At 68.2% G+C, this 13,031-nt stretch carries 13 protein-coding genes; all 13 read right to left on the bottom strand.

The annotated features are described in order from the left end of the window. Positions 1 to 12: 12 nt before the first annotated feature. Positions 13 to 1,488 (bottom strand): glucose-6-phosphate dehydrogenase, encoded by a 1,476-nt coding sequence (gene zwf / locus FBQ73_RS10780; protein WP_138399471.1) that lies wholly within the window; start codon positions 1,486 to 1,488, stop codon positions 13 to 15. A gap of 414 nt (positions 1,489 to 1,902) precedes the next feature. Then, positions 1,903 to 2,133: a 30S ribosomal protein S21 gene (gene rpsU / locus FBQ73_RS10775; protein ID WP_012113273.1), complete on the bottom strand. Its 231-nt coding sequence runs from the start codon at positions 2,131 to 2,133 to the stop codon at positions 1,903 to 1,905. 242 nt (positions 2,134 to 2,375) lie between these two features. Then, a complete protein-coding gene (locus FBQ73_RS10770) occupies positions 2,376 to 2,642 on the bottom strand; it encodes a hypothetical protein (RefSeq protein WP_138399470.1) in 267 nt (88 codons plus the stop codon). Between the two features lie 282 nt (positions 2,643 to 2,924). Then, the gene (locus FBQ73_RS10765) at positions 2,925 to 4,034 is read right to left on the bottom strand and encodes a 5-(carboxyamino)imidazole ribonucleotide synthase (RefSeq protein ID WP_138399469.1); all 1,110 of its coding nucleotides are present in this window, start codon (positions 4,032 to 4,034) and stop codon (positions 2,925 to 2,927) included. A 3-nt stretch (positions 4,035 to 4,037) separates the two neighbouring features. Next, positions 4,038 to 4,520, bottom strand: coding sequence for a 5-(carboxyamino)imidazole ribonucleotide mutase (purE, locus tag FBQ73_RS10760; RefSeq protein WP_138399468.1), 483 nt, complete (start codon positions 4,518 to 4,520; stop codon positions 4,038 to 4,040). A 106-nt stretch (positions 4,521 to 4,626) separates the two neighbouring features. Next, positions 4,627 to 5,562, bottom strand: a complete 936-nt coding sequence (locus tag FBQ73_RS10755) for a lipid A biosynthesis lauroyl acyltransferase (RefSeq protein ID WP_138399467.1) — start codon at positions 5,560 to 5,562, stop codon at positions 4,627 to 4,629. A 24-nt stretch (positions 5,563 to 5,586) separates the two neighbouring features. Beyond that, the gene (locus FBQ73_RS10750) at positions 5,587 to 6,609 is read right to left on the bottom strand and encodes a zinc-binding dehydrogenase (protein ID WP_138399466.1); all 1,023 of its coding nucleotides are present in this window, start codon (positions 6,607 to 6,609) and stop codon (positions 5,587 to 5,589) included. 23 nt (positions 6,610 to 6,632) lie between these two features. Then, on the bottom strand, positions 6,633 to 7,394 hold the full coding sequence (locus tag FBQ73_RS10745; protein ID WP_138399465.1) for an SDR family NAD(P)-dependent oxidoreductase: 762 nt from the start codon (positions 7,392 to 7,394) through the stop codon (positions 6,633 to 6,635). Positions 7,395 to 7,551: 157 nt separating this feature from the next. Beyond that, positions 7,552 to 8,835, bottom strand: a complete 1,284-nt coding sequence (locus FBQ73_RS10740) for a beta-ketoacyl-ACP synthase (protein WP_138399464.1) — start codon at positions 8,833 to 8,835, stop codon at positions 7,552 to 7,554. A 290-nt stretch (positions 8,836 to 9,125) separates the two neighbouring features. Then, positions 9,126 to 10,319 (bottom strand): beta-ketoacyl-ACP synthase, encoded by a 1,194-nt coding sequence (locus tag FBQ73_RS10735; RefSeq protein WP_138399463.1) that lies wholly within the window; start codon positions 10,317 to 10,319, stop codon positions 9,126 to 9,128. Next, on the bottom strand, positions 10,312 to 10,785 hold the full coding sequence (locus tag FBQ73_RS10730) for a 3-hydroxyacyl-ACP dehydratase FabZ family protein (protein ID WP_138399462.1): 474 nt from the start codon (positions 10,783 to 10,785) through the stop codon (positions 10,312 to 10,314). The genes FBQ73_RS10735 and FBQ73_RS10730 overlap by 8 nt, the downstream gene beginning before the upstream one ends. 9 nt (positions 10,786 to 10,794) lie before the next feature. After that, positions 10,795 to 11,076 (bottom strand): acyl carrier protein, encoded by a 282-nt coding sequence (locus FBQ73_RS10725; RefSeq protein WP_138399461.1) that lies wholly within the window; start codon positions 11,074 to 11,076, stop codon positions 10,795 to 10,797. Positions 11,077 to 11,388: 312 nt separating this feature from the next. After that, positions 11,389 to 13,026: an acyl-CoA dehydrogenase family protein gene (locus FBQ73_RS10720; RefSeq protein WP_138399460.1), complete on the bottom strand. Its 1,638-nt coding sequence runs from the start codon at positions 13,024 to 13,026 to the stop codon at positions 11,389 to 11,391. Positions 13,027 to 13,031: the final 5 nt, after the last annotated feature.

Below are 13,031 nucleotides of genomic sequence, written 5' to 3'. Positions count from 1 at the left end.
GAAATGGCGGCCTCAGGCATCGTCGGTCCAGGTCCGTCCGTCCCGCTCGATGAGGGCGATGGCGGCGGAGGGGCCCCAGGTGCCGGCGGTATAGGGCTTGGGCGGTTCGCGGGAGGTCCGCCAGGCGTCCAGGATGGGATCAATCCAGTTCCAGGCCGCCTCCACCTCGTCGCGGCGCATGAACAGGGTCTGGTTGCCTCGCACCACATCCATGATGAGGCGTTCGTAGGCGTCGGGGTTGCGCACCCCGAACACGCTGGCGAAGCTCATGTCGAGGGGCACGTGCTGGAGCCGCATGCCGCCGGGGCCAGGGTCCTTGATCATCAGCCACAGCTTCACGCCCTCGTCGGGCTGAAGGCGCATGACGAGGCGGTTGGCCATGATGGGCCCCGCCTGCGCGTCGAACACCGAATGGGGGATGGGCCGGAACGCCACCACGATCTCGGACACCCGTGACGCCAGCCTCTTGCCGGTGCGCAGGTAGAACGGCACGCCCGACCAGCGCCAGTTGCCGATCTCCGCCTTCAGCGCCACAAAGGTCTCGGTGTCCGAAGTGCTGGACCCCAGCTCCTCCAGATAGCCCGGCACCGCCCCGCCCGCCGAGGCGCCGGCGCGATACTGGCCGCGCACGGTAAGCTGGGCGGCGTTGGCCTCGGTGATGGGGGTGAGGGCTTTGAGAACTTTCAGCTTCTCGTCGCGCACCGCATCGGCGTCCAACGATACCGGCGGCTCCATGGCGACGAGGCAGAGCAGTTGGAGAATGTGGTTCTGCACCATGTCGCGCAGGGCGCCGGCAGTATCGTAATAACCGGCCCGCCCGGCGGTGCCGATGCTCTCGGCCACCGTGATCTGCACATGGTCGATGTGGGCGTTATTCCACACCGGCTCGAACAAGGCGTTGGCGAACCTCAGCGCCATGAGGTTCTGCACCGTCTCCTTGCCGAGATAATGATCGATGCGGAACACCGCTTCCTCGCGGAAGACCTTGCCGACCGCTGCATTGACCTTCAGCGCCGAGGCGAGGTCCTTGCCTACCGGCTTTTCCACCACCACGCGGGTCTTGTCGGTGACGATGCCGTGTTCCCCGATGCGGGCGCAGATGGGATCGAACAGGTCCGGCCCCACGGCGAGGTAGAGGACGCGGACATGGTCACGCCCCTCTTCCAGCAGGCCGGAAAGGTCCGCCCAGCCGAGATCGGACTGGGCGTCCACCGCCACATAGTCGAGCCGGTCAAGGAAATGGGCGAGTTGAGCCGGTCGGGCATCCTCGATGCCATCGGACATCTCCACCGCTTCCCGGGCGAAGTTCTGGAATGCCGCCCGCTCCATGGGCCGCCGGGACACGCCGATGATGCGGGCCTCGTCGGGCATCTGGCCGGCGAGGTCACGCTCGAACAGGGCCGGTAGCAGCTTGCGCCGCGCGAGATCGCCGGTGGCGCCGAACACGATGATGTCGAAGGGTTCGACCGCGACCACACGCGCAACCATCAGCCTCTCCCCCCTGACCACGGCGCCTGCCGCACCCGGAGCGAGCCCGGGGCCGCCGCATCCGCGTCCGCCGCAGGCACTCTAGATCACGTTCCGATCGGATTGCACCGCTAACTGGTCGCTGGACCAGGCGCCCTGTGCGCACGGGTTCGCCAGCACCGGAGCATCTCTGCGGCAGCATGAGCGATGTTGATGAAAACGAGATGGCGGAGGATAAAAGGTGCCGGGTGCGGCGTTCCTCAGCGCGGTCGCGCGCGCTCCACCAGATCGTGCCGCCCTTGGATCAGCGGAGTGCGCGCGGTCTTGAGGTGTCATACAGGCAAAATCCGCGCATGCAGGCACGCGCGGTTGAAATGACTCGAAGCTGGGATCTGCTGCGCCGCGCCGGTGCAGGACCGGACGGCGCCGGCGGGATCAGCGGGTCGGGCGCGGCTTGGAGGGGATGAGACCCTCGCGCTGGGCGCGCTTGCGGGCGAGCTTGCGGGCGCGACGGATGGCCTCGGCCTCCTCGCGGGCGCGCTTCTCGGAGGGCTTCTCGTAATGGCCACGCAGCTTCATCTCGCGGAAGATCCCCTCGCGCTGCATCTTCTTCTTGAGCGCCTTGAGGGCCTGATCAACATTGTTGTCGCGGACGAGAACTTGCACGTGTTTACCTCTTCGAGCTGTTGCGCCGAGCCCAGCAAGCCGTGATCTGGCCAACCTTGATCTGAACACCCGGACCGGGGAAGCGCGAGCCTTTCGCTCGACTTCAGCTCATCCGGAAGGCTGCTCTCTTATCAGAAGCCTTGAACCTTGTCCACATGCCATATGCGCTGGAAAAGCGAGGCGGGGCCTTGTGTCGGCTCATCTTCGCGCCGGCCCGTCCGTGCCATCCGACGCGGATGCGATCACCGCGTGGCGGCGGCGAAGGCAGAATCGGTGGAGGGTTCGAGCGCAGGCAAGGCGATGGCCCGCCCCGCCTGCTTTTGCGCCTCGCGGCACAGGGCATCCAGCTCCGTCCGGATCTCGGAATCGGCAAAGCAGTTGGCCGCCTCCCGGATGCCTTGCATGAAACGCAGCTCGATCTGGATCAGACGCCAGCTGCCATAGCGGCCCGTCCGGGCCATGTGCCGCGCAAGCTCGCGCAGCCAGTCCTTGAAGCGATCCTGGGCCACCGGCATTCCCTGAACTAATGAGGTATTATAGTACAGAAACTGGGTTGAGCACATATGACTCATGATGAGCCTTCCGTCGCCATGGCGATTCGCCTCAGGTCTCGGAAGGTCAAGCTCAAAACGGTATATTGGTGAGGTTCGATGGCAGGCCAGTGACAGGCTTCCCCATCTGTAATCACGCCGCCCAATTTGCGGCTCGACCAGATCGGCTAACGCGTTCTCTGTGGAGAAACGACGGGGCAGGGCACCGCGCAGATTGCTTCGGTGCGCCCGGATCGCGTCCTAGCAGTCGTCTTCGGGAATGTGGGCGCAGGCTTCCGGATCGCGGCGCACCCGCACCACATGGCCCATCTTGCGGCCGGCTCGGGCCTCGTCCTTGCCATAGAGGTGGACGTGGGTGCCGGGCTCAGCCAACAGCGCGTGCCAGTCGTGCACATCGGCTCCGATGAGGTTGGTCATCTGTGCCCGACCGACGCGTGCCACCTCGCCCAGCGGCCAGCCGGCGATGGCGCGCACATGCTGCTCGAACTGGGAGGTCACGGCGCCGTCCTGGGTCCAGTGCCCGCTGTTGTGCACACGGGGCGCGATCTCGTTGACGATCACTCGTTCCGCGGCACCGCAACCGACCACGAACAGCTCAACCGCGAACACGCCTTCATAGTCGAGGGCATCGCCGATGGTGCGGGCGATGGAGCGCGCCTGCCGCGCCGCGCCGGCCGACAGGGTGGCGGGCACCGTGGACGTGTGGAGGATGTGCTCGCGATGCACGTTCTCGGTCACGTCGAAGGCCTGGAAGGCGCCATCCGCCCGCCGTGCCGCCACCACCGAGACCTCGCGCTCGAAGGCGACGAAGCCCTCCAGGATCGCGCTCTGCCGGCCCAGTGCATGCCAGGCGGCGGTGAGGTCTTCTTCCGGGCGGATGATGACCTGGCCCTTGCCGTCATAGCCGAAGCGCCGGGTCTTCAGCACCGCCGGCAGGCCGAGCGCAGCCACGCCCGCTTCAAGGCTGGCGAGGTCGTCCACCGCGGCGAACGGCGCCGTCTCGATGCCGAGGTCGCGCACGAAGCTCTTTTCCGCCAGCCGGTCCTGGGTGATGGCGAGGGCCTTTGCCCCCGGCCGCAGGGGCACGCGGGCGGCGAGGAATTCGGCGGTGGCAAGCGGCACGTTCTCGAATTCGTAGGTCACCACGTCCACGCCCGCCGCGAAGCGCTCCAGCGCCGCGAAATCGTCATAGGGCGCGCAGATGTGGTGTTCGCTCACATGGAAGGCGGGGCTGTCCTTGTCGGGGCAGAGGATGTGCGTCTTCAGGCCCAGCTCCGCCGCCGCGAGCGCGATCATGCGGCCGAGCTGGCCGCCACCAAGGATGCCGATGACGCTTCCGGGTTTCAGCATGGCTCAGGCCGGCCGTTCCGCCACTGCCCCAGTGCGCGCCGCGCGCCAGGCTTCGAGGCGTTCGGACAGGGCCGGGTCCGAGAGTGCCAGCACGGAGGCCGCGAGCAATGCCGCATTGGTGGCTCCGGCGACGCCGATGGCGAGGGTGCCCACGGGCACGCCGGCGGGCATCTGCACGATGGAATAGAGGCTGTCGAGGCCGGACAGGGCCTTGGACTGCACCGGCACGCCGAACACCGGCAGGGTGGTGAGCGCCGCCACCATGCCCGGCAGGTGGGCCGCTCCGCCGGCGCCGGCGATGATCACCTTGAATCCGTTCGCCTTCGCGCCGCGGGCGAAGTCGTACATGCGCTCGGGCGTCCGATGGGCGGAGACGATGCGGCTGTCGTGCGGGATCTTCAACGCTTCCAGCGTCTCGGACGCGTGGCGCATGGTCTCCCAATCGGACTGGCTGCCCATGATGACGGCAACGTCAGCCGTGCTCATCCCTCAAGATCCCTTAAAACGGAAAGCGCGGCTTTATAGGATCGCCGCAGCGGGGGCAAGGGTTGCGGCCAACTCTCTGGTCCGCGCCGAGGAGCGGGGGCGGACCTCACCGCCAGCGGCGGTGGAGCCACAGCCACTGGTCGGGATATTCGCGCACCCAGCCTTCGATGATGGAGGTGACGGTCTGCATGGTGCCGACCACGTCGATCTTGCCTTCGGTATCGCGGGGCAGGGCGATCTCTTGCGTGATCTCCACGCGGAACCGCGCGCCGGGCAGGCGGATGACGCGCATGCCGTGCACCGGGCAATCGAACTGCCGGGCGAGGCGGGCGAGCGTGGGATTGGTGGCGCAGGGCCGGCCGAAGAAGGTCACTTCCGGTCCGCCGGTCCAATACTGGTCGACCAGCATGCCCAGATGCTGGCCCTCGGTCAGCATCCGCGCCATCTGGCGGCCGGCGTCGCGTCCGGCGCGGATGAGGCCCGGCATGGTGCCGGAGCGCATCTCCTCGATCAGCGCGGCGGCGCTCTTGTTGTTGGGCGCGCGATAGAGCACGCCCCCCGGCACATCGAACTTGGCGCCGGCGATGGCGCAGACTTCCCAATTGCCGGTGTGGGCGGTGAAGAACAGGGCCGGGCGGCCATCATCGCGCAGGCGCTGGAAGATCTCGGCGCCCACCACTTCCACGCGGCCTTCACCGGGCCGTGCGGGATCGTAGTCCCACAGGCGGTCCTGCTGCGCGAATTCGGCGGTGAGCCGGCCCATGTTGGCCCACACCCCGCGCACAAGGGCGCTGATCTCGCCCTTGCTCTTTTCCGGATAGGCGGCGGTGAGGTTGCGCCGCGCCACCTTGCTCACCGCGAAGAAGGGCCCGAACGTGCGCGCCCAGAAGGCCATGCCCCCGGCCGACAGCCAGAGCGGCCACAGGCGCAGCCACCAAATGGAGGCGCGCACATAGCCGCCCACCAGCACCTCCACCACCGGCTGCAGCGCAAGGCGCAATCGGAAGAGCAGGCGGCGGACGGAGTGGGGGAGGCGGGTCACGGCCGGGCGCGCCGCACCGGACCCTTAGAACTTCACCACGATCTTGCCGAAGACCTTGCGGCTTTCCAGCCGCTCCAGGCCTTCATTGAAGTTCTCCAGCGGCACCACCGTATCGATCACCGGCCTGATGCCGCGGCCCATCTTCGCAAGGCCTTCCGACACATTGCGGATGGTGGCGCCGAACGAGCCGAAGATCTTGTACTGGCGCTGGAACAGCTGCATCAGGTTCATCTGCACGCTCACGCCGGAGGTGGAGCCGCAGGTGACGAGGCGCGCGCCGGGCTTCATGGACAAAAGCGAGGCGTTCCAGGTGTCGGCGCCCACATGCTCGAACACCACGTCCACGCCCACCTTCTTGGTGATCTTACGGACCTCGTGCTCGAAGCGGTCCTTGCGATAATTGATGACGTGGTCGGCGCCCAGCGCCAGCGCCTTCGCCATCTTCTCGTCGTCGCCCACGGTGGTGATGACGGTGGCACCCACGTCCTTGGCCAGCCGGATGGCGGCGGAGCCGATGCCGGAGCCACCCGCATGCACCAGAACGGTCTCACCCTTTTCCAGCTGTGCGTTGTCGAACAGCATGTGCTCGACGGTGGAAAAGGTGATGCCGGCGCAGGCGGCGTCCTCGAAGGAGACGCCCTCGGGCGCCGGGATCACGAGGCGCTCGGGCATGTTGATCACGTCGCGGGCGAAGCCGTCGATGTGGAAGCCCAGCACGCCGCCCACGTTCTGGCAGAGATTGTCGCGCCCCTTCAGGCAGTTGACGCAATGGCCGCAGGTCATGGCGCCGTACATGGCCACCGTCTGCCCCACCTTCAGGCCGCGCACGTCGGCGCCCAGCGCCACGATCTCGCCGGCGGCCTCCGCGCCCACCACGAGGGGCATCTTGCGCTTGGCGAAGGCCATGCCGCGCCAGCCCCACACGTCGATGTGGTTGAGCGCCAGCGCCTTGACGCGGATCTGCACCTCGCCGGCGCCGGGGGCGTCGGGTTCGGGCAGGTCCACGAGTTCGAGGCTGCGGTCGGAGACGAGCTGGAGGCCACGCATTCTTTTTAATCTCGGAAGTTGGATCAGCGGTGGGCGGCGAGCGAGGCGGAAAGCCCACCATCCACCGGCAGGATGGCGCCGGTCATATAGCCCGCGCCGGGGGAGAAGAGGAAGGCCACCACCTGCGCCACGTCATCGGGCGTCGCAAAGCGGCCGGCAGGGATCTGCGCCTCCATCTTGGCGCGATAGTCCGCGAATTTTTCCAGCATGGCGGTGTCGATGAAGCCGGGGGCCACGTAATTCACCGTCACACCGCGCCGGGCGGTCTCGATGGCAAGGCCGCGCACATGGGCGAGCAGCGCCGCCTTGGAGGCGGCATAGGCGGCGTTGCCCTGATTGGCCTGGAGCGCCGCCACCGAGCCGATGGCGACGATGCGCCCCTGCCTCGCGCGGGTCATGGGCCGCACCACGGCGCGGGCAAGGCGCACGAAGGCGAAATGGTTCACCTGCATCACCGCCTCGGCCTTGTCCTGGTCGATCATGGCGGCGAGGGTGTCGTAGGAGGCGCCCGCATTGTGGCACAGGCCGTAGAGCGTCTCCCCGGCCTCCAGTTCCTCAGCGAAGGCCTCCACCGCGGCGCGGTCGGCGAGGTCCAGCGCGCGGGCGGAAAGGACGGCATCGGGATGCGCGGCGCCGATCTCGTCCACCAGCGCCTGGGCTTCCGCCACCGCCGACCGGTAGGTGAAGGTGACGGGATAGCCCGCCGCCGCCAGCGCACGCACGATGGCGGCGCCAAGGCCGCGTCCGCCGCCAGTGACGAGGATGGGCTGAGCCGAGATGGTCACAGCCGCGTCCCCTCTCCCGCTTGCGGGGGAGGGGGGGCGCAGTGCTGGCTGTCCCGCACAAAAACCCCAAGGCTGGCACAGGCGGAGAGACGTGCCGCCACCCCAACCCTCCCCCGCAAGCGGGAGAGGGAGCAACCTGCGTATGGAAACTGCACCCTCACGCCGGCTCCCCCGCCAGCACCAGGCAGACATTCTGCCCGCCGAAGCCGAAGGAGTTGGAGATCACCCGCCGTACCTGCGCATCGCGCGCCACGTTGGGCACCACGTCCAGGGGAATGGCCGGGTCCGGGATGTTGTAGTTGATGGTCGGCGGGATGCGGCCATTGGCGATGGTGAGCAGCGACACCGCCGCCTCGATGGCGCCGGCCGCCGTCAGGGTGTGGCCGATCATGGACTTGTTGGACGAGATGGGGGTCTGCGCCAGCTTCTCGTCGCCGAACACCGCCTTCATGCCCACATATTCCATGCGGTCGTTTTCCGGCGTCGAGGTGCCGTGGGCGTTGATGTAGTCCACGTCGTCCGGGGTCACGCCCGCGTCGGCGAAGGCATTGGTCATGCAGCCGATGATGGGGCGGCCGTCGGGGCTGGAGCGGGTACGGTGGAAATTGTCCGCCATCTCGCCGCAGCCTTCCAGCACGCCGAGGATCTTCGCCCCGCGCGCTACCGCATGCTCATAGCTCTCCAGCACCAAAGCCGCGGCGCCTTCGGCCATGACGAAGCCGTCGCGATTCTTGGCGAAGGGGCGGGCGGCGCCTTCGGGGTTGTCGTTGGCGGTGGTCAGCGCCGAGAGCAGCGAGAAGCGGATGAGCGCTTCCGGATGCACCGAGCCGTCGGTACCGAGGGAGAGCGCCACATCGGTCTCACCGCGGCGGATGGCTTCCACGCCGAGCTGGATGGCGGTCGCCCCCGACGCGCAGGCGGTGGAGAGCGAGATGGGCTGGCCGCGGGTGCCGAAGCGGTCGGCGAGCCGATCCGCCACCGAGCCGAACAGGAAGCGTTCGTGCCAGGGGCGGAACTTGCCGGAGGCCGCCGCACCGAGGAGGTCATGATAGACGATAGGGTAACGGCCTACGGCCTCGGCGAGCTGCTGGCGCTCCGGCCATTCCAGCTCTACGGGCGGCACGGCCGCGAACAGCGGGCCGGGAAAATCCCCGTGCGAGCCGATGCCGGATTCAGCGATGGCCTCTTCCGCTGCCAGCGTCGCGAGCTTCTCGGACAGGTCCGGGGCTGCGACGCGGCCGTCGAACAGGAAGTCCACCGTGCCGGCGATGGTGGTGCGCATGCCCTCGATGGGGAAGCGGGTGATGGTGTGGATGCCCGACTCGCCAGCGGTGAGACGGCGCCAGTTGTCTTCCTTGCCCTGGCCGAGGGAAGTGACGATGCCGATGCCGGTCACCACCACGATGGGGCGGCCGAAAGTGTCCAGATGCGCCTGCGTCATGTTCGCGGCTCCTTTGAGTGAAGCGCGCCCGCCCCAGGCGCCGTCCATGGTGTCCCCGGTCCCGCGCAGACTGCTGCGCGCATGTCCTTGCCGACGGGTCCGGAAAATAAGCCGAAGGCGGCCGATAGGACAATGCGTCGGCGCCCTGTCCTATCCCGCAGTCCAGCGCGCACCGTCCCCGACGCCGCCATGAGGCGGTCCGGATCCGCCGGGCAGGCGGGACAGGGCGGTCCGAAGACCGGCGGAGGACGCCGCTAAACGCCGGGAGCGGAAGGCGGCCCCTTCGGGCCTCACGCCTTTTCCACCAGCCCGGCGCCTTCGCCGCGCCAGTGGCCCACCTGCGTCACCACGATGCGCTCGGCGGCGTCGCCCGGCTGCTCCAGCGGATCGCCGGTGAAGGGCGGGAACAATGTGCCCTTGGACACGGCGAGGGCGGCCAGCGCCAAGCCGGCGATGAACTGGGCCTCGAAGCCGTGGCCCATACGGTTCGCCACCGCACGCACCGGCAGGCCGGAGGCAGCCAGCGCCACGCGCTCGGCTTCGGTGGCGTCATGTCCGCCAGTGGCGCCGGAGATGACGGCGGTGCCGGCCGGTGTTCCGGCCGTGGCCAGAAGCGCCTTCACCTTTTCGGCGACGGCGCCTTCCACGGCGCGCTTCGCCCGTTCCGACCACACGCCGGACAGCTTGGCGATGGGCTTGGCCCCACGTGCCGTGGCGTGCTCCGGCGATTCGAGTACCAGGAACGCGCCCATGGAGCCGGAAGCGATGCCCGGCGCGGCGAACACCGGCTTGAACTCGCCCTTCAGGCAGAAATTGTCGAGGTCGTTGAGGAGCAGCGTGTCCTCACGCTCGGCATTGTAGGCGCCGCCCACGAGGGCGATCTCGCTCTGGCCTGCGGCAATACGCGAATAGGCCACGCGTGTCGCGTCCACTCCGGCGCTCTCCTCGCCCATGAAGGTACGCGAAGAGCCGGTGACACCGTGCACGATGGAGATGTTGCCGGCCAGAAGATTGGACAGTTGCGCCAGCGACAGGGTCGGCCGCAGGTCCGACAGAAGGCGCTCGTTGAGCAGCCGGCCAGGATCGTTGGACGTGGACAGCTCGTTGAGAATCGAGGCGTCCACGGCGAAATCGCGCTCGCCGCCGCCCGCCGCCACGATCATGTCGGTCTTGGACAGGATCTCGGTATTCTTGGCGATCCCCGCGGAATCGAGGGCGAGGCCGGCCGCATAGGTGCCGATGCGCTGCCAGGGCTCCATCTGCCGCTGGTCGCCCTTCTTGGGGATCTGGGTGTCGAAGTTCACCTTGACGAGCGGATGGACCACGTAAGGCGCGTAGCTGGCGGTGTCGGTCGCGGGCAAGGCTCCGGAGGCGAGCGCTTCCCAATGGGCATCCAGCCCCTCCCCAAGGGAGGAGACGAGGCCGATGCCGGTGATCCACACATCCCGGTGGATCCGGCGCCGGCCGGCGTTCGCGTCAGGCATCTGCAAAGTCCGCAAGGGGGAAGGAGACGTGCTCGGCCACCTTCATCACCACGGGCTTCATCTTGCCTTCCGGCCAGGGGAGCACGCGGAAGGTGAGCTCGGCGGAGCAGATGAGCTTGCCTTCGAGCATGGCCTGGGTCTTCGCCACGACGAAGCCCGAGCCCTCGTGGAGGATTTCGGAGTACAGGTCGAGATTCTGCCCCGGCAACACAAAGGTGCGCAGCTTCGCCTCCTTGACGGTGGCGAGGAAGGGCATCTTGTTGAAGCGGTTTCGGGCAAGCACCAGCCAGCCGGTGGTCTGGGCCATAGCCTCGATGAGCAGCACGCCGGGCATGATGGGGTAGCCGGGAAAGTGCCCCTCGAAAATGGAGCTCTCTTCCGGCACCAGGCCCTGGCAGTGGATCTTCTGAAGCGACGGGTCGATGGAAACGACCCGGTCGATCATCTTGAAGACTTCAGGACGCATCGAGGCGCCTCACGCGGCCTTCGCAGCGACCAACTCGTCGATGCGGGCGCACAGGTTCTTGAGCACGAAATACTGCTCGGTGGTGGCCTTGCCGTCGTTGACTTCCTGGGTCCACTGCTCCAGCGGCAGCTTGATGCCAAACGCCTTGTCGATGGCAAAGGCGATGTCCAGGAAGTCGAGGCTGTCGATGCCCAGATCGTCGATGGCGTGGCTGTCCGGCGTGATGGTGTCCCGCGGAATATCGCAGGTTTCCGCGATGATACTGGCCACCGTGTCGAACGTCGAAGACATGGACTGACGCCTCTCGTATGCTCGGCCGCTCTGCTCGCCGCCGGCCCGCGCATCACGCCCTTGGGCATCATGCAGGGTCTGCGTTCAGGGCCGAGGGCTGGCCGCATGGCCCCTTCGGAAGAAGTTGTCGGCCCCTATAGCGAAGGCTGCAAGAGGTTTCAATGGCCGACGCCGAACGGCCCGCGCGAAGGGATTCCTCCGCGGCGGCGCCGTGCGATCGGCCGTCCTTCGCATGCTTGGCCGCGGGAGGCAAGAGCGGGATCACGAGCCGGGGCAATAGCGCTTGGCGCCGGCGTTGGCCTTTCCCCACCCTCAGGCCGCGCATACCCGTTCCAGCATGAGGTCGCGCACCGGCTCCACGGCGTTGGCGCCATACATGCCGCGCGGCGTGGCAAGGCGCGTGGCGGCGAAGGCTTCCGCCACCGCCGTCGGGGCCGATTCGGCAAGCGCCGCCGCCGCCGCCAGCAGCGCCAGGGCCTCCGCTGCGCGCCGGGCCCGTGCCTCCCGATCCCCCGCGTGAAGGCACTGCGATACGCAGTCCGCCGACGCGGCGGCGCCGGGCAGGCCACGGGTCCGTTCCTTCAGGTCGGCGAGAATCGCCTGCACCAGATCCGGCTCGCGGAAGGCGACGCGGGCGAGGTCCAGGGCCATCACGTTGCCCGAGCCTTCCCAGATGGCGTTCACCGGCGCCTCCCGATAGAGGCGCGGCAGGGCACAGTCCTCCACATAGCCGTTGCCGCCCAGCACCTCCATGGCCTCGGCGATGAAGCCGGGCGCCGCCTTGCAGATGGCGAACTTCGCCACCGGCGTCAGCACCCGGGCACGGGCGGCCTCGGTACCGGAGCCGGCCGCCTCGTCGAAACTCAGGGCAAGGCGGAAGGCGAGGGCGGCGAAGGCCTCCTGGTCCAGCGCGAGGTCCGCCAGCACCATGGCCATGGCCGGCTGGTCCACCAGCTTCTTCTGGAACGCGGTGCGATGGCGGGCATGGTGCAGCGCCCGAGCCAGCGCCGCGCGCATCAGGCCGGCGGAGGAGACGGCGCAGTCGAGGCGCGTCATCTGCACCATGCCGATGATGGTAGCGATGCCGCGCCCCTCCTCGCCCACCCGCCAGGCGAAGGCGCGCTCGAACTCCGCCTCGCAGGAGGCATTGGAACGGTTGCCGAGCTTGCGCTTCAGCCGGGTGAGTCGCAGGGCGTTGACGCCGCCGTCGGGCCGGAAGCGGGGCAACAGGAAGGCGGTGAGGCCGCCGGGCGCCTGCGCCAGCACCAGGAAGGCGTCGCTCATGGGGGCCGAGAGGAACCACTTGGCGCCGCTGATCTCGTATTCGCCGTTGCCGGTGGGCGCGGCCCGCGTGGTGTTGGTGCGCACGTCGGTGCCGCCCTGACGCTCCGTCATGCTCATGCCGATGGTGATGGAGGCCTTTTCCCAGAACGGCAGGAAGCGCCCGTCGTAGTTGCGGCCGCGGATGCGGGGCAGGAAATCGCGCATCAGCTCCGGCGCGGCGGCAAGGCTGGCGGGGGCGGCGTGAGTCATGGTCAGGGGGCATACATGGCCCGCCTCCACCTGGCTCACCACATAAAGCCGGGCCGCGCGCTGGGCATTTCCGCGCCGGGCCTCTGCCGGCCGCAGCGGTCCGTCCCAGCTGGAACAGTGGAGCCCCGCCTCCATGCTCTGCGCCATCAAAGCGTGATAGGCGGGGTGGAATTCCACCACGTCACAGCGCCGGCCCTGGGGGTCATGGCTGTGCAGCTCGGGCGGGTTCTCGTTGGCGAGGCGGCCGAGGGCAAGCTGGTCCGAGCCGCCCCATTGGCTGCCGAAGGCCCACAGGGCGCCGTTCAAGCCGGCCCGCTCGGTCGCGGCGGTCAGGGCCGGGTCGCCGGCGGCGAGATTGATGTCGGCATAGGGCGGCGGCTGGTTCGCGACCTCGTCCGCGTCGGGCGTGACGTCCATGGCGT

This window comes from Xanthobacter autotrophicus (assembly GCF_005871085.1).
GTDB lineage: Bacteria > Pseudomonadota > Alphaproteobacteria > Rhizobiales > Xanthobacteraceae > Xanthobacter > Xanthobacter autotrophicus.
This window is presented reverse-complemented; position numbering and strand designations above follow the sequence as displayed.